This window comes from Rhodococcus sp. NPDC079359 (genome assembly GCF_040702585.1).
Classification (GTDB): Bacteria; Actinomycetota; Actinomycetes; order Mycobacteriales; family Mycobacteriaceae; genus Rhodococcoides.
In genome coordinates this window covers 44946-65901 of record NZ_JBFBLH010000004.1, presented here as the reverse complement: position 1 = coordinate 65901, position 20956 = coordinate 44946, and the positions used below count along the sequence as shown (strand labels likewise).

The 20956-nt window shown below is 65.1% G+C and carries 19 protein-coding genes; 7 read left to right on the top strand and 12 right to left on the bottom strand.

What is annotated here, in order from left to right:
* Window positions 1-65: 65 nt before the first annotated feature.
* Entirely contained in the window at window positions 66-914 is an 849-nt protein-coding gene (locus AB0362_RS11630; protein ID WP_032404782.1) for a Bax inhibitor-1/YccA family protein, read from the bottom strand.
* Between the two features lie 197 nt (window positions 915-1111).
* Here AB0362_RS11630 and AB0362_RS11625 point away from each other — a divergent pair, with 197 nt between their 5' ends.
* Window positions 1112-1537, top strand: a complete 426-nt coding sequence (locus AB0362_RS11625) for a hypothetical protein (RefSeq protein WP_068051629.1) — start codon at window positions 1112-1114, stop codon at window positions 1535-1537.
* Window positions 1538-1540: 3 nt separating this feature from the next.
* Here the strand turns inward: AB0362_RS11625 and AB0362_RS11620 are convergent, their stop codons facing one another.
* The 4 genes from AB0362_RS11620 to AB0362_RS11605 all read right to left on the bottom strand — a co-directional run bounded on the left by AB0362_RS11620 (window position 1541) and on the right by AB0362_RS11605 (window position 4803).
* A complete protein-coding gene (locus AB0362_RS11620; protein ID WP_317808653.1) occupies window positions 1541-2668 on the bottom strand; it encodes a methyltransferase in 1128 nt (375 codons plus the stop codon).
* A gap of 229 nt (window positions 2669-2897) precedes the next feature.
* Window positions 2898-3422 carry a peroxiredoxin gene (locus tag AB0362_RS11615; protein ID WP_317808651.1) on the bottom strand — a complete coding sequence of 175 codons (525 nt, stop codon included), beginning with the start codon at window positions 3420-3422 and terminating at the stop codon, window positions 2898-2900.
* A gap of 16 nt (window positions 3423-3438) precedes the next feature.
* Window positions 3439-4206, bottom strand: coding sequence for a tyrosine-protein phosphatase (locus AB0362_RS11610; RefSeq protein ID WP_317808649.1), 768 nt, complete (start codon window positions 4204-4206; stop codon window positions 3439-3441).
* A 24-nt stretch (window positions 4207-4230) separates the two neighbouring features.
* Window positions 4231-4803 (bottom strand): antibiotic biosynthesis monooxygenase, encoded by a 573-nt coding sequence (locus tag AB0362_RS11605; RefSeq protein ID WP_317808647.1) that lies wholly within the window; start codon window positions 4801-4803, stop codon window positions 4231-4233.
* 170 nt (window positions 4804-4973) lie between these two features.
* On the opposite strand from AB0362_RS11605, the gene AB0362_RS11600 reads away from it, so the two are divergent.
* A complete protein-coding gene (locus AB0362_RS11600) occupies window positions 4974-5471 on the top strand; it encodes an Lrp/AsnC family transcriptional regulator (RefSeq protein WP_094686552.1) in 498 nt (165 codons plus the stop codon).
* Window positions 5468-6613: an FAD-binding oxidoreductase gene (locus AB0362_RS11595; RefSeq protein ID WP_317808645.1), complete on the top strand. Its 1146-nt coding sequence runs from the start codon at window positions 5468-5470 to the stop codon at window positions 6611-6613. Before AB0362_RS11600 ends, AB0362_RS11595 begins: the two co-directional genes overlap by 4 nt.
* Window positions 6614-6652: 39 nt before the next feature.
* Here the strand turns inward: AB0362_RS11595 and AB0362_RS11590 are convergent, their stop codons facing one another.
* The gene (locus tag AB0362_RS11590) at window positions 6653-7300 is read right to left on the bottom strand and encodes a helix-turn-helix domain-containing protein (protein WP_317808643.1); all 648 of its coding nucleotides are present in this window, start codon (window positions 7298-7300) and stop codon (window positions 6653-6655) included.
* Window positions 7301-7430: 130 nt separating this feature from the next.
* Here AB0362_RS11590 and AB0362_RS11585 point away from each other — a divergent pair, with 130 nt between their 5' ends.
* The gene (locus AB0362_RS11585; protein WP_317808642.1) at window positions 7431-8912 is read left to right on the top strand and encodes an MDR family MFS transporter; all 1482 of its coding nucleotides are present in this window, start codon (window positions 7431-7433) and stop codon (window positions 8910-8912) included.
* Window position 8913: 1 nt separating this feature from the next.
* Here AB0362_RS11585 and AB0362_RS11580 read toward each other — a convergent pair whose 3' ends face one another.
* From AB0362_RS11580 to pdhA, 4 genes are read right to left on the bottom strand one after another with little or no spacing between them, the layout of a single operon-like run.
* Window positions 8914-11061 carry a thiamine pyrophosphate-dependent enzyme gene (locus AB0362_RS11580; RefSeq protein ID WP_366235634.1) on the bottom strand — a complete coding sequence of 716 codons (2148 nt, stop codon included), beginning with the start codon at window positions 11059-11061 and terminating at the stop codon, window positions 8914-8916.
* Window positions 11062-11112: 51 nt separating this feature from the next.
* Window positions 11113-12402: a dihydrolipoamide acetyltransferase family protein gene (locus tag AB0362_RS11575; protein WP_317808638.1), complete on the bottom strand. Its 1290-nt coding sequence runs from the start codon at window positions 12400-12402 to the stop codon at window positions 11113-11115.
* A 48-nt stretch (window positions 12403-12450) separates the two neighbouring features.
* Complete coding sequence (locus tag AB0362_RS11570) at window positions 12451-13446, bottom strand: alpha-ketoacid dehydrogenase subunit beta (RefSeq protein ID WP_317808636.1); 996 nt, start codon at window positions 13444-13446, stop codon at window positions 12451-12453.
* Entirely contained in the window at window positions 13443-14525 is a 1083-nt protein-coding gene (gene pdhA, locus AB0362_RS11565) for a pyruvate dehydrogenase (acetyl-transferring) E1 component subunit alpha (protein WP_149405291.1), read from the bottom strand. Before pdhA ends, AB0362_RS11570 begins: the two co-directional genes overlap by 4 nt.
* A gap of 134 nt (window positions 14526-14659) precedes the next feature.
* Here pdhA and AB0362_RS11560 point away from each other — a divergent pair, with 134 nt between their 5' ends.
* On the top strand, window positions 14660-15139 hold the full coding sequence (locus AB0362_RS11560; RefSeq protein WP_149405290.1) for an Lrp/AsnC family transcriptional regulator: 480 nt from the start codon (window positions 14660-14662) through the stop codon (window positions 15137-15139).
* Between the two features lie 249 nt (window positions 15140-15388).
* On the top strand, window positions 15389-16417 hold the full coding sequence (locus tag AB0362_RS11555) for a Glu/Leu/Phe/Val dehydrogenase dimerization domain-containing protein (RefSeq protein WP_317808806.1): 1029 nt from the start codon (window positions 15389-15391) through the stop codon (window positions 16415-16417).
* An 89-nt stretch (window positions 16418-16506) separates the two neighbouring features.
* Here AB0362_RS11555 and AB0362_RS11550 read toward each other — a convergent pair whose 3' ends face one another.
* Both AB0362_RS11550 and gabT read right to left on the bottom strand, forming a co-directional pair.
* Window positions 16507-17958, bottom strand: a complete 1452-nt coding sequence (locus AB0362_RS11550) for an NAD-dependent succinate-semialdehyde dehydrogenase (protein WP_317808633.1) — start codon at window positions 17956-17958, stop codon at window positions 16507-16509.
* Between the two features lies 1 nt (window position 17959).
* Window positions 17960-19324, bottom strand: coding sequence for a 4-aminobutyrate--2-oxoglutarate transaminase (gene gabT / locus AB0362_RS11545; RefSeq protein WP_317808631.1), 1365 nt, complete (start codon window positions 19322-19324; stop codon window positions 17960-17962).
* A 131-nt stretch (window positions 19325-19455) separates the two neighbouring features.
* Between gabT and AB0362_RS11540 the strand changes: the two genes are divergently transcribed.
* On the top strand, window positions 19456-20952 hold the full coding sequence (locus AB0362_RS11540) for a PucR family transcriptional regulator ligand-binding domain-containing protein (RefSeq protein ID WP_317808629.1): 1497 nt from the start codon (window positions 19456-19458) through the stop codon (window positions 20950-20952).
* Window positions 20953-20956 lie beyond the last annotated feature (4 nt).

Sequence of the window (20956 nt, the reverse complement as noted above, 5' to 3'; positions counted from 1 at the left end):
CCGAGACACACAACGAAAAAGCCCCGCCCTCCTTCGATGGAGTGGCGGGGCTTTTCGCGTGAGTACTAGTCGTTCTGGAAGTAGCTCAGCAGACGCAGGATCTCGACGTACAGCCAGACCAGCGTGATGGTCAGACCGAGGGCGACGCCCCAGGCTGCCTTCTCGGGAGCCTGTGCGCGGATCAGCTGATCGGCCTGATCGAAGTCGAGCAGGAAGCTGAACGCGGCAATGCCGATGCAGACGAGGCTGAAGATGATGGCCAGCGGTCCGCCGGAGCGGAGTCCGAAGCCATCCTCCATGAAGAAGCTGGCGACGAGATTGCCGAGCATCAGCACGACGACACCGATGAGGGCACCGACGACCATGCGGGTCAAGCGCGGGGTGACGCGGATGGCACCGGTCTTGTAGACGATCAGCATGCCGAAGAACACGCCGAACGTACCGAGGACTGCTTGGCCGATGAGGGCGGATCCACCGACCCCACCGAACTCGACGCCGGTGAACATGAGCGACAGCGCACCGAGGAACACACCTTCGGCTGCGGCGTACGCGAGCACGATCGCCTTGTTGTCCATCTTGCGGCCGAAGGTCGCGAACATGACCAGACCGAAGCCGATCAAGCCACCGCCGATGACGAACGGGATGGCCAAGTCGGTGTTGTTGGAGACGAGCAGGTACGAGATGATCGCCGTCACGCTCAGCACACCGAGGGTGATGCCGGTCTTGGTGACCACGTCGTCGATCGTCATGGCCCGCTGAGCAGGCTGCGTGGTGTACGGGTCGGCCTGCGTTCCGGGATGCTGGCCGAAGGTTGCGGCCTGCGAGGCTCCAGCCGTCGCAGATCCGAATGTGGCGTATCCGCCGCCCTGCTGCTTGGGCAGGTTGCGGAACACCGGGTTGCTGGAGGTGCGCACCGTGTCTCTTCCCTTCGTAAGTTCTGATCCCCACCGGGGATCTCCCCGTCGGTCATCAGTAGAACGTCTGACATCCGGACAAAAGTTCCCAGGAGGAGAACTTCTACGACGGACAAAACGGACTCTACCGGGTACCGGGCACACACGCGGAGACGACCGCGTGTGTGACACCGAATCGAAACGGGCAGTATGAGGAAATGGCAATCGAAGACGGACCCGACCAGACCTTGGACCCCAGTGAAAGCGTCGACTCCGACGAGGTGCGCAACGACGACGGCGACACCGTGGTCGATCCCCCCGACCATTGGAGCGAGGCCAACAGCTTCGGCACCACCGCTCGCGAGGCTGCCGAGGGCGAGAGCCTGGATCTCAAGCTCAGCGAGGAAGAACCCGACATCGCCGTCGAGGAGGAACTCGACCGCCCGATCACCGAGACTCCAGACGACGAACTGACCGAGGAACTCGTCGACCACGTCGTCGAGGAATCCGATGAGGATCCCGACATCGACTACGCGGAAGGCCAGCGTCAGGCCGAGATCGTCGAGGGCACCCTCGTCGAGGACCTCGGGCGCAACCGGGGACAGATCGACGGAACTCCCGAAGACGGCGGCCCGGTCACCTGACAGTCATCGTTGCTCGCTCGGGCGTACCGAGCGAGCGACGGTGAACTTGCCGTTGCGGCCCATGAGATCGGTGGGACCGACCGCGTCGGCCAGTTCACGCCGGTAGTTCAAGTGTGTGTTGTAGACCGTCCACATCTGTCCGCCCGGTCGCAGCACCCGACCGGCGGCGGCGAACAATTTGCTCGCCGCGCCCGTGTGCACCGCGGCACCCTCGTGGAACGGTGGATTGCAGACCACCAGATCGACCGATTCGGAATCGAAGGTCGACATCGCGTCGTCGGCGATCACCGAAATTCGAGTCCCGTTCGCCGCCGCAGTGGCCGCTGCCGAGGCGATCGCTGCCGCCGAGCGATCTGTCGCGATCACCTCGAGATCGGGCCTGGTCCGAGCCAGCTCGGTGGCGAGAATCCCTGTGCCACAACCCAAATCGACGGCGGTGCGAGCCCGCGGCAGCATCTTCGGTATGTACTCGAGCAGAAAACGAGTTCCGATATCGAGGCCGGCCCCCGCGAACACCGCACCGTGCGCCACCACCGTCATGTCCACATCGGCAATTCGCTTGCTCACCGGATACGTCATGCCCGACGCCACCGCCCCGGTTGCGGTGAGCACTCGGGCTTTCTGCCGGCCGCGGCCGGCCGTGACGGTCTCGAACGACTTTCTCAGGACGTCGTTCATCGCGGGGGTCATGTGCTTGTCTCGCCCGCCCGCGAGGACGACGACGTCCGCCGCCGCGTGTGCCGCGATGTGCTCGGCGATCTCGGTGAGTTCGGCAAGACTTCGCGGCAATTGCATCAGTACTGTGCCCACGTCGGTCAGCAGCTCGGCACCGAGGGCGTGCTGGGTGTAGGAGTCCGACAACGAGAGTCGCGCGGCGTTCAGCTCGAGTGCCCGCGCGCCGGTGACGGCGTCCTGATGGACGCGAACCGCGGTGAAACCGAGGGAAACGGCCCCGAGGGTCATGGCTCCGTACCTGTCGCCGATCACCGCGATCGGCATCGTCCTGTCGATTCCGGCAAGTTCGTCGACGGTATCGAGGACGAGGCGGTCCGCGGCGTCGACTGCATGGAGGTTGGGTGCCTCGGCGTCGGGCTCACGGCGGAGGGCGTCGAACAGGGATTCATCGGGCACCCGAGCAGTATCCCACCCTGCACACCCACGACAGCCCGCGCGGCGAGTGGCTATTGCGGCGAATCAGGGGCATGCTCGGGGAATGGAACACAAAGACAAGAACGAGGCACTCTTCAGCCATCCTGACGATGCATCGACCGATGCACACGCCGAAGCTTCGAAGCCTGCCGTCTACACCGCCCTGTTCAGCGGCGCGAACGAATGACGTTCGGAACGTAACGAGCAACTCTCACGACAGGTAGCGCAGGTACTCGAGCGCCTTGGTCGCATGCACGTGACCGCGCTCGCTCCGCACCGTCATCCGCACCACTCGGTGCCGATCGATCACGAAAGTCGTCCGCTTCACGGACAGTAACTGCCTCACATATCCGCGACGGCCCGCGTTCGAGTGGCCGCGTTCGAGCTCTCGGAGCCGACGCCGCCGCGTGAACCACCCGCCTCTACGCACTCCGAACTGTTCGGCCACCGCACCGTCGGGATCGGAGAGCAACGGAAAGTCGAACGACCTCTGCAGCGCGAAATGATGGTTGCGATCTCGGGTGTCGGTACTGATGCCCACACGTTGTGCGCCGAATCTGTCGAATTCCGTGCCCAGATCCCTGAAGTGACACGCTTCGGCTCTGCAGATGGGGCTGTTGGCCGCCGGGTAAAAGAACAGGACGACCGGACCCGACGCCGTCAGGTCGGAAAGCGCACGCAATTCACCGGAATGGTCCGGCAACTCGAAGTCCGGGGCGGTCTTTCCGATGCGCATGGGGCGAGGTTACCGCTCAGCCCTGCACGAGGGCGGCAGTCAGGCGTTGCCGGAGATCCCGATCGATACCCAGGTGCGTCAGATATCCGCCGAACGAACCGTGGTTCGACTCCATGGTGGCCCATCCGTGCTCCAGATAGGACGCACGAACGCCCAGGATCGCCTCGGTCGGCAGAACGTCGTGGAGTCCGGCCCAGGTCCGGCGGACGTGCGCGAGCAACGGCTCCATCGCATCGTTGCTTCTCAGATAGTCCGCGACGATGTCGTCCTCGTCGACGCCTGCCGCACGTAACACCGTCGCGACCGTCCACCCCGCGCGGTCCTTACCCGCTGCGCAGTGCACCAGGACACCGCCGCGACGCCCCACGATCTCGTCCACCACCCGCTTGATCGCATGCGACGCACCGTCGAGAGTCGAGAACGACGCGTACGCGCGCATCATGTAGTCCACCTGACTCTGCTCGTCGAGAATCGGCGCCGCCTCGTGTGGGGCTCGCTCGCCCTTCAGATTCTCGTACGGCACGGAGATCGACTCGACGCCGGCGGGAACCCTGTCGACACCGCTTCGCTCGGCCTCCGCATCACCGCGAAAATCGAACACGGTACGGATGCCGAGATCCGCGACAACGCGCTGCCCGACCTCGGTCAACCCGCTCAATTCGGATGCGCGATAGAACAATCCGGGCCGAACCGTCGCCCCGTCCGTGGTACGCACACCGCCGAGATCACGGAAGTTCCAGGCCCCGTCGAGGGCGAATTGATCGTGTACCGGGGCGTCGGGCATGCTTCGACCCTATCGAAGGTGAAGCTACGAGTGCGGTACCAGCCACCGCCGTAGCCGGGCGGTGACGAACGGCATCACCACGTAGACCATCAGCGGCGTGCACATCATCACCACCAGTGCGGTCCGCAGAGCCACGTTCAGCTCCGTCAGGTGCGGAGTGAGAACGATGTTGACGAGCAGACTGACAGCGTAGAAGGCCACGCCGATCGAGATCGCCTGCTTCCACCGCGGCGGCGGCCCACCGATCACCCGAACGGCGTCGGTGAGGTTGGACTGCGGCTCGAACCATCCCTCCACACCGGAGAGTCGATGGGTCGCAACGTCGTCGGCGATGGGACGGCCGGTGGCGAGCCAGGTGCGCCTGGCATCCGAGCGCAGCCAGGCGTCGAGGTCATCGTGGGTCTCGAATCGGTACACCACGTGATAGTCGCTGGAATCACCGGAACTGCGCAGCCAGCCGCCACCGAGAAATCCGGGAAAGGTTCGGACCAGATCCATCCCGTGATCGGTCCACTCAACGAAGTCTGTTTCGTATCCCTGTCGAACGCGTCGTGCGACCGAGGTCGTGACGTGATCGAGCGTGTCGGTCGTGGTCATGACTACCCCTTCTGCGCGTGTTCGTCGCGGATCGATGTGTTCTACACAGAGTGCGGTCAGATGGACCGACATTCAAATCGAGGGCCGGATCCGAGATAGATAGCTGATAACCGGCAAAGATGTGACAATTCGTCTACACAGACCCTTTCCGAGCGACCTGGAGTGGACGGATGGCACAGCACCGACCCGAGTACCGTCTCGACGACGTGGACCGACGCATCGTCACCGAGCTCAGCCGCGACGGCCGAATGTCCATGCGCGCCCTGGCCGAGGCCACCCACATCTCGCGGGCGCACGCCTACGTGCGCGTCGACCGCCTCGTCGACGAAGGTGTCATCGAGGGATTCACCGCACGCATCGCCTACGAGAAGGCGGGGTTCGGCGCGTCGGCCTATGTGGCACTGTCCATTCGGCAGGATTCCTGGCGAGCCGTCGCCGACGACCTGAGCACCTTTCCGTTCGTCGAACACGTCAGCCTCATGGGCGGCGACTTCGACGCACTCGTTCTGGTGCGAGCTCCGGACACCTCGGCGCTACGCCATCTGGTACTCGACAAGCTGCAGGGACTCGACGGGATACTGTCGACGCGCACCTGGCTGATCTTCGACGAGGCGATCGGACCGGGCGCGCAGTGGACCGCAGAGACAACGAACGGAAGCAATCCATGACCACGTCCGAGCGAGATCCGAACTCCACCGACGTCATCGTGATCGGCGGCGGAATCGGGGGTGTCTCGCTCGGATACGAACTCGCGAGCGACCGACGTGTCACGCTGCTCGAGCGCGAGAAGACCCTGGCCTTCCACACCACCGGCCGCTCGGCCGCACTGTTTCTGGAGACCTACGGCAACAGCACCATTCGCGCTCTGACGACGGCGAGTCGAGAATTCCTGACGAACCCGCCGGAACACTTCCGATCCGAATTGCTCGCCCCGCGTCCGCTGCTGCAGTTCGCGGCCAGCGGCCGAGGTGACGCGCTGGAGGCAATGTACGCGGACGTCAGCCGACTGACCCCGGACGCCCAACTGGTATCCCCGGCCGACGCGCGGACGCTCTTTCCGCCGCTGCGTCCCGAACTGATCGATTGTGCACTGTACGAACCACATTCGATGGAGGTCGACGTACACGCGCTGCATCAGGGGTTCGTGCGGGGGCTGCGCGATCGAGGTGGGCGAGTCCACACCGGGGCAGGTGTGACGCAACTGCGACGTGTCGACGGACTGTGGCACGTGCACACCACGGACGGGTCGGTCCACACCGCGCCGCTCGTCGTCGACGCAGCAGGCGCGTGGGCGGATGTTCTCGGAGCGATGGCGGGAGCCGATCCCATCGGGCTCGTGCCGATGCGTCGGTCGGTGTTCATGGTCGCCGCACCCGACAATCTGGACACCGCGAATCTTGCGACGTTGAGCGACATGGACGAGAAGTTCTACATCAAACCCGAAGGCGCACAACTGTTGTGTTCGCCTGCGGACGAGACGCCCACCGAACCGAGCGATGCCCGTCCGGACGAACTGGAGATCGCGCGGGCGTTCGACGACATCGCCGAGGCGACCACGCTGACGGGCCGGCATCTGCGCTCGTCCTGGGCGGGTCTGCGCAGTTTCGTTGCCGATCGCACCCCGGTCGTGGGCTTCGATCGAGAAGTCGAAGGCTTCTTCTGGTGCGCCGGCCAGGGCGGATACGGAATCCAGACGTGTGCGGCGCTGGCCAGGGTGGGCGCGTCTCTGATTCGGCGGCAACCACTTCCGGTCGATGTGACCGAGCGCGGACTACGGCCGGGCGACGTGGCTCCGCAGCGCTTCGGGTGAGAGGCGCTTCGCGCCACGTGCACGAAAACTCGACCCCTGCTACGAAGTTTCACTCACGTGCGGCGCAGCCGCTCTACCGACGACGCGTCGTAGATCAAGCACCGTGGTTCGGTAGATGTCCAGTAGATCGGCGTCCTGTCCACCGTCGACCCGCTCGGCCCAGTCGTCGAAGGCGATGCGCATGACCATGCCGGCACCCTCCACCAGAAGTCGTGCATAGGAACGCGATTCGTGGCCACCGAATCGTTCGGCCACCGCATCGGTGACGCGGCACAATGTCATCGCGTCGTGGGCGAAGGCCGCGGATCGCAGGTGCGCGTCGGCCCCGATCAGCCGTCGGGTGCGAAGGAGACGATCACGCACCTCGTCCGGTGCGGAGGAAAATCGTTCGACGGATCGCTCGTAGAGTGCTTCGATTCCGGTGATGGTGATGTTCTCCGGTGCCGTGGACGCCAGCCAGGCGTGCAGATCGACGTCCAGCTCGGGGTCGTTTCCGAGGACGGATTCTTCCTTCGACGCGAAACTACGGAAGAACGTGCTGGGCGATACCCCTGCCCGACGCGCGATCTCGTCGACCGTCGTCGCGGCGCACCCCTGCTTCTCGAACAGGTCGAGCGCTGCGCAGGAGATCTCGAGCTGGGTGTCTCGGCGACGTCGTTCTCGCAGATCCAACACTCGTTCGGTCATCCTCGTCACTCCTTCGGGTTCTCACCGTCAACTTACCAGCAATATTCAAGTTGACAGTCACTGTCATGGTGACTCAAGCTATCTAGGCGGTCCGTTGTCCGCACCTTGTACCGATACTCGAAAGCGTCCGATGAACTCACCTCAGACCGACCACACATCCGAGTCCGCGCCGGACGACGAACTCGCGCCGGGCAGCAAACTTCTGATCGGCATTCTCGTCATCGCCGCGTTCGTCATGATCCTCAACGAGACGATCATGAGCGTGGCACTCCCGACCCTGATGGTCGACCTCGACATCACGGCGACGACGGCGCAGTGGCTCACCACCGGATTCCTGTTGACGATGGCCGTGGTCATCCCCATCACCGGATTCCTGTTCCAGCGCTTCACGTTGCGCCAGGTATTCGTGGCTGCGATGAGTCTGTTCACCGTCGGCACACTGCTCGCAGCCTCTGCCCCGGGCTTCGAGCTGCTCCTGCTCGGACGCGTCACGCAGGCCAGCGGCACGGCGATCATGTTGCCGCTGTTGATGACGACGGTGCTGACCGTCGTTCCCGCGCACAAGCGCGGCGCAATGATGGGCGTGATCTCCATCGTCATCGCCGTGGCCCCCGCCATCGGTCCGACGATCTCGGGCATCATCCTCGATTCGCTGAACTGGCGTTGGATGTTCTGGCTCGTTTTGCCGATCGCGCTCGTCGCGTTCGCCATCGGGACCACCCTGGTGAAAAACGTGACCCAGACCGGTCGACCGTCGTTCGATCCCCTGTCGGTCGTGTTGTCCGCGTTGGCTTTCGGCGGGATCGTCTACGGCCTGAGCAGCCTGGGACATTCGGCCGAGGAGTCCGTGGTGCCGGTTTGGCTGCCACTGGCGGTCGGAGCGATTGCCCTCGTGGTGTTCGTGCTGCGTCAGATCTCGCGTCAGGACCGCGGCGGCGCACTGTTGGACATGCGTCCGTTCCGTACCCCGACCTTCAGCATCGGCCTCGGCATGATCGCAATCTCGATGATGGCCCTGTTCGGTGCCCTGATCCTGCTACCGATGTACCTGCAGAACGTCCGCGGTCTCGACACCCTGGACACCGGACTGATGCTGCTCCCCGGCGGACTGCTGATGGGCCTGCTCGCGCCGTTCGTCGGGCGCATCTTCGACCGAATCGGACCGCGCCCGTTGGTCATTCCAGGTGCGATGGTGGTGAGCGCCGCCCTGTGGTCGATGACCGTGCTCGACGCGCAGACCGCACTGCCTTTGGTGATCGGCATCCACATGCTGCTCTCGGCGGGGCTCGCGCTCATCATGACGCCGCTCATGACCTCGTCGCTGGGATCGCTTCCAACCCAGCTGTACTCGCACGGTAGTGCCATCTTCAACACCGTGCAGCAGTTGGCAGGCGCAGCCGGGACCGCACTGTTCGTCACCGTCATGTCGAATACCGCGGCAGCCCGAATCTCCGACGGCGCAACTCAGTTGGCAGGTTCGGAGGCAGGCATCCACACCGCCTTCCTCTACGGCGGTGCAGTATCGCTGGTTGCGGTGGTGGCGTCGTTCTTCATCCGCACCCCGGCACGTAGTGATCTCGACGAGGTCGCTCCCGCACAGCCGGTGCACTGACTCAACCGGATCGAACCATCTTCACAGCTGCAGAAACGATCTCGTCTTCCGACAGGAGGACGAGATCGGCTGCTTCGCCGAGGGGCACGAACGAATTCTTGCTCGCCACTCGGCGGACCGTGCCCGCGTAGCCACCCTCGATCAATGCCGTCACGACGCCTTCTCCCACTCCCCCGTCGTGCCGGGTCTCGTCGGCGACCAACACTCGATCGAAGCCGTCGAGCCGGCGCAGAAGGTCGTCGATCGGCAGCGGAACGATCCACCGCAGGTCGACGATCGTCACGCCGATTCCGTGCTCACGCAACCTCGGCACCGCACTCCTGCTCATCACCACCCCGTTTCCGAACGTGACGATGGCAAGATCGCCTCCGTCCGAATGCTTTGCGACGGTGCCGAATTGGGCCGGGCCTTCGTCGGTGCAGCGGAGCGCCCCGTCACCGTCGAGCAGGTCGGTGCGGTGATACAACGCGATCGGCTCGAGAAAGACGCATACCCGTCCCTCCTCCACGGCCAGTGCCACACACGTCCGCAGCAGGGCGGCGGCCTCGGCCGCGGAACTCGGAACGGCAACGACGATGCCGGGAATATCACGCAGCACCGCAACCGCGTTGTCGTTGTGAAAGTGCCCACCGAAACCACGCTGATACGCCAGGCCTGCTATGCGCACGACCATCCCGTTGGTGAACTGCGAATCGGAGAAGAACTTGAGCGACGCGGCCTCGCCGCGCAACTGATCCTCCGCATTGTGCAGGTACGCCAGATACTGAATTTCGGGTATCGGAACGAACCCGGCGAGCGCAGTACCGAGGGCGGTGCCGAGCACCGTCTGCTCGTCGAGCAGCGTCTCGAAAACCCGTGCTGCGCCGAACTTCTTGCATAGACCCTTCGTGACACCGTAGACGCCGCCCTTGACGGCCACGTCCTCCCCGAACACGAGGACGTCCGGTCGCGCTGCCATGATCTCGGTGAGGGTCCTGTTGATCATGGCGGCGAGCGTCAGATGCGGCCCACCCTGTGCGGGCCGCAGGCTCTGCTCGGTGGCGGCCACGGCAGCGGGTCGCCGTTCGGTCAGCGGAGCCATCACCTCGTCCGCGGTGGCCAGGCGCAACGACGCCCCGGTCCGCACTGACTCGACCATTACCTCGGCCTCGGCCATGACGGTCTCGCGCATCGCCTCGTAGCGCACTTCGACGTCGGCTGCCGAGAGCACCCCGGCCCCGATCAGCGTACGTGCATTGGCGAGCAACGGATCTCGAATGTAGTCGCCGACGATGTCTGCATTGGTTCGGTACGCGAGCTCGGCGTCGGATCCGGCGTGGCCCATCAGCCGCACCGTCTCGAGGTGCAGGACCACCGGTCGACGCCGTGTCCGCACGGTAGCAACGGCAGCGTCGACGGTATGCATCAATGCATCAGGATCGTGTCCGTCGGCCCGCACGTACTCGATCGAGGGAAATCTGCCGAGCGACTGCGCTATCCACCCTCGCGGCGATCGGGTACTGATGCCGATCCCGTTGTCCTCGCAGACGAACAATATCGGCATCGGAACGGATTGGTGCGCGCAGTAGGCCGCCGAGTTGAGCGCCCCCACCGTCGTCGAATGGTTGGCCGAGGCGTCGCCGAAGCTGCACACGACAATGGCGTCCTCGGGCCACGGGGTGCGATGCCGCAGAGCCTTCGCCCGGCCGAGTGCAAACGCCAGACCGACTGCGCGCGGTACCTGCGAGCCGATGGTCGATGTCTGTGGAACGATCCCCAGATCCGGATGTCCGAACACCTTGTGGCGGCCGCCGGACATCGGATCGCCAGTCGAGGCGACCAGACTCGCCAGCACATCCCGGATCGGGGTCGCGTCCGAATACTGTTGTGCACGTGCCGCGTAGAAACCACCGGAGCGGTAGTGCAGCAGTGCCGGGTCGGTGACCGTCGTCGCGGCACCGACGGCTGCGTTGGCCTCGTGCCCGGACGAGCCGATGGTGTAGTAGCCGAAGCCAGCTGATTGCAACCAGCGCGCGGCGAAGTCGAGATGCCTGCTGGCGAGCTGCGCGTCGAAGTACCGGAGCAGTCGGTCCGGATCGGCAACGGCCGAATCTCCGTTCCGAGCCGACCGAACCTGCTTCAGGAAGTACTCGTCGATCGCCTCGGCCACACTCGCACCTTTGTCTCCATCGAGCTGTCTGCGTCGAGCCGAGCTGAGGAATCAGCTCAGGGCGATCATATCCATCGGAGTGCTCAGCAACCGGCCGACGAGGGCCAGGAACTGCGAACCTTGCTGGCCGTCGACGAGGCGGTGATCGAACGAGAGCGACAGGGTCGTCACGGACCGCAATGCGATCTCGCCCTCGTGCTCCCACGGCATGCGGCGGATCGAACCGAAGCACAGGATGGCAGCCTCGCCGGGATTGAGAATGGGAGTGCCCGCGTCCACTCCGAACACTCCGACGTTGGTGATCGTGATCGTGCCGTCCGCCAGGTCGGCCGGACTGCTCTTGCCCTCCTTGGCCGTTCGCGTCAGCTCTGCCAGTGCGCGGGCGATGTCCACCAGGGACAGTTCGTGTGCATCCTTGATGTTGGGCACCATCAATCCGCGCGGGGTTGCTGCGGCGATGCCGAGGTTGACGTAGTGCTTGGTGACGATCTCCTGAGCAGTCTCGTCCCAGGAGGAGTTGAGCGAGGGATTCGATTTCAGCGCAACGAGAACCGCTTTGGCGACCAGCGCCAGCGGGGTCAGCCGCACGTCGGCGAAGTGGGTGGAGGACCGTAGCGAGTCCAGCAAAGTCAGGGTGTCGGTGACGTCCACCGTGACGAACTCGGTGACGTGCGGAGCGGTGAATGCACTGCGCACCATTGCATCCGCAGTATGTTTGCGCACCCCCTTGATCGGGGTCCGCTCTTCGCGGCCGACCCGCAGTGGGGTCTGCTCCCCTGCAGTGTCGGCTCCGTGCAGATACGACTCGACATCGTCTCGGGTGACGTCGCCGCGAGCTCCGGTCGGGGGTACCTCGGAGAGGTCGACGGCGTTGTCCTTGGCGATCTTTCGCACCGGCGGTGAAGCCAGCGGTTTGCCGTTCTGCCCGGTCGATGCCGCAGAGACCGGAGTGGTCCCCCGGCCGCCGCGTCGACTCGATCCTTCCTTCGCCACGCCGTAACCGACGAGAACCGGAACGCGTTCCTCGCTGTCCTCGACAGGACTCGCGTCGTCCACATCGGTGCCGGTGACGACGACGTCGGGGTCCTCGGTGTCTCCATCGACTCGGATGTCGATGATCGGAACCCCGACCTCGACGGTGTCACCCTCCGACACATGCAGGGCAGCAACGACGCCCGCGAACGGTGACGGAAGTTCGACGGCGGCCTTGGCCGTTTCGACCTCGGCGATGTTCTGGTTCAACTCGATCGTGTCGCCGACCGCGACCAGCCAGGTCAGCAGATCGGCTTCGGTGAGTCCTTCCCCGAGGTCGGGCAACGGAAAGCTCTTGATGGTGGGCATCGTCGAATCCTGTTCGGTACGTATCGGCGGCGGTCGGTGAGCGCGAGGTCAGTGCGAGCGGCAGCGGTCGACTGCGTCGAGAATCCGGTCGACGTCGGGGAGATAGAACTTCTCCAGCTTCGATGCCGGGTAGGGCGTACCGAAGCCGCCGACGCGCAGTACCGGCGCCTCCAGGTTGTAGAAGCAGCGTTCGGAGATCCGAGCGGCGATCTCGGAGCCGAGGCCCATGAACACGGGGGCCTCATGCGTGACGACCAGGTGCCCGGTCTTGCGTACCGAGGCCTCGATGGTCTCGAAGTCGATGGGTGAGAGTGAACGAAGATCGATGACCTCGATCGAGACCCCCTCGTGGGCAGCGACTTCGGCGGCTTTGCGGGCAGTGGCGACGAGCGGTCCGTACGCGATCAAGGTGAGGTCGGTGCCCTCGGTGACCACCCGCGCCCGATGCAGCGGGTACGACGCGTCGGCATCGAGGTCGATCGGGCTCTTCTCCCAGTACCGACGCTTCGGCTCGAAGAACAGGACCGGATCGTCGCTGGCAATGGCCTGCTGAATCATGGAGTAGCCGTCGGCGGCGTTGCTGCACGTGACGACGCGAAGTCCTGCGGTCTGCGCGAAATAGCCTTCGGGAGACTCCGAGTGATGCTCGACGGCACCGATTCCGCCGCCGTAGGGCACCCGAATCGTCATGGGAATCTTGACGTTTCCACTGGTGCGGTAGTGCAGTTTGGCGACCTGCGAGACGATCTGGTCGAACGCCGGATAGATGAAGCCGTCGAACTGGATTTCGCACACCGGGCGGAATCCCCGCATCGCGAGTCCGACTGCGGTGCCGATGATGCCCGACTCCGCCAGCGGCATGTCGAGTACCCGTCCGGGGCCGAAGTCCTTCTGCAGGCCGTCGGTGATGCGGAAGACGCCGCCGAGCTTGCCGATGTCCTCGCCCATCAGCAGAACCTTCGGATCGTTCTCCATCGCTCGTCGCAGACCTGCGTTGATGGCCTTGCCCAACGGAAGACTGGTGGGCCGTTCCAGGGTGGTCATGACGAAGCTCCTTCGAATCCGGCTTGGTACGAGGCGAACTGGGCTCGCTCGTCGTCCAGGAGGGGGTGGGGGTCGGCGTAGACGTTGTCGAACACCGACATCGCAGCCGGTTCGACGGTCTCGAGGCATCCGCGACGAAGCTCGGCCGCGACGTCATCGGCGGTGCGCTTGACCGAGGCGGCGAATGCGTCGTCGAACACGCCGATTCGCCTCAGTAGCTTCTCGATTCGGTCGATCGGATCCTTGGCGCGCCATTCGTCGTCGGTGGCACCCGAGCGGTATCGCGTCGGGTCGTCGGAGGTGGTGTGCGGGCCCATGCGGTAGGTGACGGCCTCGATGAGAGTCGGGCCGCTGCCCTCGCGGGCGCGAGCGAGCGCTGCCCTGGTGACGGCCAGGACGGCGAGAACGTCGTTGCCGTCGACGCGGACCGACGGAATGCCGTAGCCCTCACCGCGGGCGGCGATCGTCGCCTTCGTCTGCACCGTCACCGGCTCGGAGATCGCCCACTGATTGTTCTGACAGAAGAACACCACCGGTGCATGGAAACTGGCGGCGAAGCCCAGCGCCTCGGAGATGTCGCCCTGACTGGTCGCGCCGTCACCGAAGTAGGTGATGGCCGCGCCCTCGGCTCCCTCGAGCTGCATGCCGATCGCGTACCCGGTGGCGTGCAATCCCTGCGAGCCGACGATGATCGCCGGTGTAGTCATGCGGTACTCGTACGGGTCCCAGCCCGAGAGCGTCGATCCGCGCCAGAACCGCAGCATCTGGGTGGGGTCGACGCCCCGGCAGTAGGCGACGCCGTGCTCGCGGTAACTGGCGAACACGAAGTCCTCGGTGTCGAGCGCTCGAGCCGAACCCACCTGTGCCGCTTCCTGCCCGAGCAGCGGTGCCCACAAGCCCAGTTCGCCCTGTCGCTGTAGCGCGGTCGCCTCGGTGTCGATGCGCCGGACGACCACGAGATCGCGGTACATCTCCATCATCGCGGCCGTGTCGATGTCCGCGACGAGAGGTGAGTAGGTCTCGTTGCGGACCACCGTTCCAGATTCTTTGATCAGCTGTACCAGCGAGGTGGTGTTCATGTTCGTCGCACTCTCCGTCGTGGTGTGATGTCCTTCACAAGGACACCACCGACAGCCAGGGTGCACAAGTGCTGACTTCAGAACTGCGCACGATGCACAATATTGGGTAACGACCGAGCGACAGGAAGTGCGCAATGACCGATCTGGACAAGACCGACGCCCGACTCCTCCTCGCCCTCTGCGCCAAGCCGCGAGCCACCGGCGTCGAACTCGCCACCACCTTGGGCCTGTCCCGCAACACCGTGCAGGCGCGCCTCGGTAGATGGGACGACAAGGGGTCGCTCACGCCGATCGATCACCGTATTCCACCGAAATCTCTCGGCCGCCCGCTGCAAGCATTCGTCACAGCTCAGGTCAACCAGCACACCTTGGCTGCAGTCACCGAGCACCTGCGCACCATTCCGGAAGTGCTCGAGGTGTTCGGACTGTCCGGTGCTGCGGACATGCACATTCGCATCGCCGCAGTCGACGCCGACGACCTGTATCGCATCGCAGGTCTCATCCTCGATATCCCCGGCGTCGAGCGCACCAACATGTCCATCGCGATGAGCGAGTTGATCCAGTACCGCACCAAGCCGTTGCTCGAGCAGCTCGCCGAGGAGGGCCGACGCTGAGCAGCCAGACCAGCTCTGCCGAGTCGATTCACGCGCCACAGTGCAACATGCACGTTCTCGGCGACGGTGGTTGACCAGCGTGCACGTTCACGGCACTCTTCGACGGACATGTTCCCGGACACCATCCATTTCCGGGTACCGCCGCCTCATCACCGAAAGAGACTGCCTGTGTCCATCGTTGCCGACCGCCCCGCCGTCGTACCCACCCCGAACGATCCCCTGCCGACGGGCGTCTTCGATCGCCCCGACATGCCGCGCGACTCCGCACACGAACGCGTCGTGTTCTGTCAGGATCCCGACACCGGTCTGCGCGCGATCATCGCGGTCCACTCCACTGCGTTGGGACCCGCTCTCGGCGGAACTCGCTTCTACCCCTACGCATCCGAGCAGGATGCGTTGACCGATGTACTACGGCTCTCCCGGGGAATGACCTACAAGGCGGCCGTCGCGGGAGTCGATCTCGGCGGCGGTAAAGCGGTGATCATCGGCAACCCCAACGCCATCAAGACCCCGACCCTGCTTGGCGCGTACGGCCGGTTCGTCGAGTCGCTCGGCGGAACGTACGTCACCGCAGGCGATGTGGGCACCAACAGCGACGATCTCGACATCATCGCCGAAGAAACGGCGCACGTCGTCGGCAAGAACACCACCGCAGGCGGCACCGGCGACAGCGGCCCCCAAACCGCGCTCGGAGTCTTTCTCTCTCTTCTGGCCGCAGCCGAATCGACCTGGGGCTCGGACGATCTGACCGGAAAGCGCATCGGCGTCGAGGGTGCAGGCAAAGTGGGCTACAACCTCGTCGCCCTGCTTCGCGATGCCGGTGCCGAGGTGATCGTCAGCGACTCCTACGCGCCCGCCCTCGATCGCATCGTTGCCGACTTCCCCGGTGTCACCGTCGGATCCGACATAATCGGTGCCGACATCGACGTCTACGCCCCGTGCGCCATGGGTGCCACTCTCGACGCGTCCTCGGTGGCCCGGTTGTCGGCGTCCATCGTGTGCGGCGCGGCGAACAATCAACTCCTCACACCCGATGTCGAAGCCATGCTGGCTGCGCGCGGAATAGTCTGGGTACCCGACTACGTCGCCAACGCCGGTGGCCTGATCCAGGTGGAAGGCGAACTGCGCGGCAAGGATTCCGGCGAGGTGATGGCCACGATCGGCAAGATCCGCGATACCGTCGCCGGCATCTTCGCCATCGCCCGCACCGAGGGCATCCTGCTGGGAGCGGCGGCAGATCGCCTGGCCGAGGATCGAATCGCCGCCGCGCAGAGCTGAGCGGCGGCCTGCACACGACGCTCCACTCCCGGCCGTAAATCGGCAATACCCGCGCTGACGGTCGCGGAGTGGAGCGCTACGTGCAGCGGCTATTGCAGCGCGATGTACTTGGTCTCGAGGTACTCCTCGATGCCCTCCGAACCACCCTCGCGTCCGAAGCCCGATTCCTTGACGCCACCGAACGGTGCGGCCGCGTCGGAGATCGCACCGCGATTGACCCCGACCATGCCGGTGTCCAGTGCCGCCGACACCCGCAGGGCACGGTCGAGGCTCTCGGTGAAGAAGTACGCCACCAACCCGTATCGGGTGTCGTTGGCCGCAGCAATGGCCTCGGCCTCGGTGTCGAATCCGATGATCGCCGCCACGGGGCCGAAGATCTCGTCCTGCAACAGATTCGCGTCGGCAGGAATCGAGTCGAGGACCGTGGGCGAGTAGAAGAAGCCGGCTCCCTCGGGCGTCGTGCCCCCGGTGCGCACCCGGGCACCCTTGGCCACGGCATCGTCGACCAACGCGGTGACCGTTCGGCGCTGCTTGTCGTTGATCAGTGGGCCGATGTCGGTGCCCTCTCGATCACCAGGGCCGACCGTCAATGCCTCGATGCGCGCCGTCAACTTCGCAGTGAATTCCTCACGCACGGAGTTCGCGACGTACAGGCGGTTCGCTGCCGTGCACGCCTCGCCGCCGTTGCGCATCTTGGCCAGCATCGCTCCGTCGACAGCGGCGTCGATGTCTGCGTCGTCGAACACGATGAACGGAGCGTTGCCACCGAGTTCCATCGACGTCCGCAGCAGCCTGTCGGCAGCGTTGCGCACCAACAGTTTTCCTACTCCGGTCGAACCGGTGAACGTGATCTTCCGCAGCCTCGGATCGTCCATCAACGGTCCGGTGACGGAGGCGGCGTCGGAGGTGGGAAGTATCGACAGCACACCGCTCGGCAACCCGGCGTCGGCGAACACCTGTCCGAGCAGAAGCATCGTCAGCGGGGTGTCCTCGGCCGGTTTGACGATGACGGTGCAGCCCGCGGCCAGTGCCGGCCCGATCTTGCGTGTGCCCATGGCCAACGGAAAGTTCCACGGGGTGATCGCCAGTACCGGGCCGACCGGCGACTTGGTGACCAGGATCGAGCCGTTACCCGCAGGCGCGGGGGTGAACCGGCCACCGATCCGAACGGCTTCCTCACTGAACCAGCGCAGGAATTCGCTACCGTACTTCACCTCACCGTGGCTCTCCGCCAACGACTTTCCCATTTCGAGCGTCATCAGCAGAGCGAAGTCGGCAGCACGCTCCTGCAGCAGGTCGAAGGCGCGCCGCAGGATCTCGGCTCGCTCACGAGCGGGCGTCGCCGCCCACCCCGGCTGCGCCTCGGCGGCACGGTCGAGCGCGGTGATGCCATCGGCGGCGGTCGCGTCGGCGACAGTCGTCAACTCCTCGCCGGTCGCCGGGTTCAGCACGGCGAATCGTGCGCCCGACGCAGAGGTCGACTGCACGCCGCCGAGCCACAGATCGGTGGGCAGCGAGGAGATCAGGTCGGTAGCCGACATGTCAGTTCCCCTGTGCAGCAGCACGAAGCGCATCTTCGAGGACGGTGAGCGCCTCGCTCAGCAAGTCGTCGGAGATCACCAGGGGCGGCAGCAACCGGATGACGTTGCCGTAGGTGCCGCACGTCAGCACGATCACTCCGGCCTCGAGTGCCGCCGCCGCAACGGCTTTGGTGGCCTCCGGGTTGGGCTCACGCCCACCCGGTAGCACGAGCTCGAGCGCAAGCATGGCTCCGCGGCCACGCACCTCACCGATGATGCCGACCTCGGCACTCAACGCGTTCAGTCGCTCGAACACGATGCGTTCGATGTCGCGCGCTCGGGCATTGAGACCGAGTGTCTCCATCTGCTCGATGGACGCCAGGGCTGCGGCGCAGGCGACGGGGTTGCCGCCGTACGTGCCACCGAGCCCACCGGGGTGCACGGCATCGATCAGGTCGGCACGGCCGGTGACCGCGGCCAGCGGCATCCCGCCCGCGATGCCCTTCGCCATCGTGATCAGATCCGGTACGACGCCCTCGTGCTCGCTGGCGAACCAGGCCCCGGTCCGAGTGAAGCCGGACTGCACCTCGTCGGCGATGAACACGACGCCGTTCTCACGTGCCCAATCCGCCAGTGCAGGCAGGAATCCTTCTGCGGGCACGATGAAGCCGCCCTCACCCTGAATCGGCTCGATCAGGATGGCCGCGAGATTGCCTGCACCGATTTGCTTGTCGACGACGGAGATCGCTCGCGCCGCAGCCTGGGCACCGGTCACCGCGGAACCGTCGACGTTCAGACCTTCGCGGAACGGGTACGACATCGGCGCTCGATAGACCTCGGGAGCGAACGGCCCGAATCCGCTCTTGTACGGCATCGACTTCGACGTCAGTGCCATCGTCAGGTTGGTGCGGCCGTGGTACGCGTGGTCGAACACGACGACAGCGGACCGCCCGGTGGCGTGACGTGCGATCTTCACGGCGTTCTCGACGGCCTCGGCACCACTGTTGAACAGGACGCTGCGCTTGTCGTGATCGCCCGGGGTCAACGCGGCCAGCTTCTCGGCGACCTCGATGTAGCCCTCGTACGGCGCGACCATGAAGCACGTGTGGGTGAAGTGTGCGACCTGATCCTGCACGGCGGCAACGACTGCCGGGTTCGAGGCACCGACGGTGGTCACGGCGATTCCGGCCCCGAGGTCGATCAGCGAGTTCCCGTCGACATCGACCACGACGCCACCGTCCGCGTCAGCCACGTACACCGGCAGCGTCGAGGCAACGCCTGCACCGACGACGGCCTTGCGCCGCTGCGCCAACGCCGCCGACTTCGGCCCGGGGAAGGCGGTGACGATCTTGCGCTCCTGCGGAAGTCGGTACTCGATCGAGGCCATGGGTCGCACCTTTCGTGTGGGCTTGTCGTGCAAGTATGCGACTCGACGAGCACGACGGCCGGACGCCATTTCGTACACCTCGACGGCACATTGCACTCCATTTCGGCAGTTCTGCCGCTACAGTTCGATCGGTGAGCGTGCAGATGTCCTGGCTGTTGAGGCAGCAACACCTTCGCCTGAGTCACCGCGGCGGACCGGAGCGCAGCGCTGCGCCCATCACCTTCGCGCAGGCGACCGAACTCATCGATCCCAGTCCGTGGCTGTCGGGCGGTGAACTGATTCTCACGACCGGACTCGGCTTCGACGCCGACGGCCCAGCTCTCGGTACCTACGTCCGGACCTTGGCGGCCGCGGGTGTCGCCTGTCTCGGATTCGGAGTCGGGTTGTCCCACAGCACTATTCCCCGTCATATTCTCGACACCGCCGAGGATGTCGGGCTTCCCGTCGTGGAGGTTCCCTACGACATCCCGTTCGCCGCCGTCATCAGAGCGGTCATGAAACGCATAGCCGAGCAGGAATACGAGCAGGTTCTGCGTGCGGCGTCGGTCCAGACCCGCATCACCAGGGCAGCACTGCACGGCGGCGTCGACGCGATCGTTCGCGAACTGGCCGTCGCCACGTCCACATCGGTGGCGCTGATCGGCAATCGCACCGAATCGTTCCATCCCGCCGCCGCAGCGGATCTCGTCGAGCGCGCCCGCGACGTAGCCCGCAGCATTCGCCCGTCGTCGGCACCGGCCACGGTGTCGGTCAGCGAACCGGGGTGCACCGTGACTCTGCATTCGGTCGCCATCTCCGGCGGGGCGTCGAGCTTTCTCGCCATTCGCACCGCAGGCCCGGTGACGGGCGTCGAGCAGATCCTGCTCGGGCACGCGGTGTCGCTGGTGACCCTCGAGCTCGAGAAGCCCACGCGACTGCGCGCCGAGCAGTCGCGACTCAACACGCTCGCGCTCGGATTGTTGCTGGACGGCCATCTGCCCTCCCCCGACGGCACCGCGCTACCGAGCTATCTCGTCGACGCCGCCGACGACGACTCTCGCATCAGGGTCGCCGTTGTCCGCGGACCGTCCGAGCGCATCGTCGAGGCGATCGATGCCGAGTGCCGAGCCAGGGCGCGGCCCACGTTCACTCGGCAGACCGACACCGGTGTGGTGGTGTTGTTCCGCGGTACCGACGACTCCGATGTCGTTGCCCGACTGTTCGATTCACTGCCGAGGTCGGTGCGCGTCGGCCTCAGTTCCAGCCTCCCCATCACCGAGACTCCCGTCGCTCTGAAGCAGGCTTCGCTCGCGTGCGCAGCGGCCGGCTCTGGCGATCGGATCGTCGAGTTCACCGGATCGATGCTGTTGGCCTCCGAACCTGTACAGGAATCGTTGCGTGCGATGGCCGCCGTGACCGTTGCAGTGCTGTCCGAGTACGACCGCACCCACACCGCCGATCTGGTGGGATCGCTTCGGGCTTTCCTCGAAGCGAACGGGCATTGGGAGACCGCTGCGGCGAACCTGTCCGTTCATCGCCACACGCTGCGAAACCGGATCACCCGATGCGAAGAACTACTGTCGGTCGATCTGACGTCGGCGCGGGTGCGGGCGGAATTGTTGCTTTCACTGCTTGCCGCGACATCGTGAACAT

Bases quoted from the DNA above. Each gene is read 5' to 3' on its own strand.
- AB0362_RS11625 (WP_068051629.1), top strand. From the start codon at position 1,112: ATGGCAATCGAAGACGGACCCGACCAGACCTTGGACCCCAGTGAAAGC.
- AB0362_RS11615 (WP_317808651.1), bottom strand. From the start codon at position 3,422: ATGCGCATCGGAAAGACCGCCCCGGACTTCGAGTTGCCGGACCATTCC.
- AB0362_RS11610 (WP_317808649.1), bottom strand. From the start codon at position 4,206: ATGCCCGACGCCCCGGTACACGATCAATTCGCCCTCGACGGGGCCTGG.
- AB0362_RS11605 (WP_317808647.1), bottom strand. From the start codon at position 4,803: ATGACCACGACCGACACGCTCGATCACGTCACGACCTCGGTCGCACGA.
- AB0362_RS11600 (WP_094686552.1), top strand. From the start codon at position 4,974: ATGGCACAGCACCGACCCGAGTACCGTCTCGACGACGTGGACCGACGC.
- AB0362_RS11595 (WP_317808645.1), top strand. From the start codon at position 5,468: ATGACCACGTCCGAGCGAGATCCGAACTCCACCGACGTCATCGTGATC.
- AB0362_RS11590 (WP_317808643.1), bottom strand. From the start codon at position 7,300: ATGACCGAACGAGTGTTGGATCTGCGAGAACGACGTCGCCGAGACACC.
- AB0362_RS11585 (WP_317808642.1), top strand. From the start codon at position 7,431: ATGAACTCACCTCAGACCGACCACACATCCGAGTCCGCGCCGGACGAC.
- AB0362_RS11575 (WP_317808638.1), bottom strand. From the start codon at position 12,402: ATGCCCACCATCAAGAGCTTTCCGTTGCCCGACCTCGGGGAAGGACTC.
- AB0362_RS11570 (WP_317808636.1), bottom strand. From the start codon at position 13,446: ATGACCACCCTGGAACGGCCCACCAGTCTTCCGTTGGGCAAGGCCATC.
- pdhA (WP_149405291.1), bottom strand. From the start codon at position 14,525: ATGAACACCACCTCGCTGGTACAGCTGATCAAAGAATCTGGAACGGTG.
- AB0362_RS11560 (WP_149405290.1), top strand. From the start codon at position 14,660: ATGACCGATCTGGACAAGACCGACGCCCGACTCCTCCTCGCCCTCTGC.
- AB0362_RS11555 (WP_317808806.1), top strand. From the start codon at position 15,389: ATGCCGCGCGACTCCGCACACGAACGCGTCGTGTTCTGTCAGGATCCC.
- AB0362_RS11550 (WP_317808633.1), bottom strand. From the start codon at position 17,958: ATGTCGGCTACCGACCTGATCTCCTCGCTGCCCACCGATCTGTGGCTC.
- gabT (WP_317808631.1), bottom strand. From the start codon at position 19,324: ATGGCCTCGATCGAGTACCGACTTCCGCAGGAGCGCAAGATCGTCACC.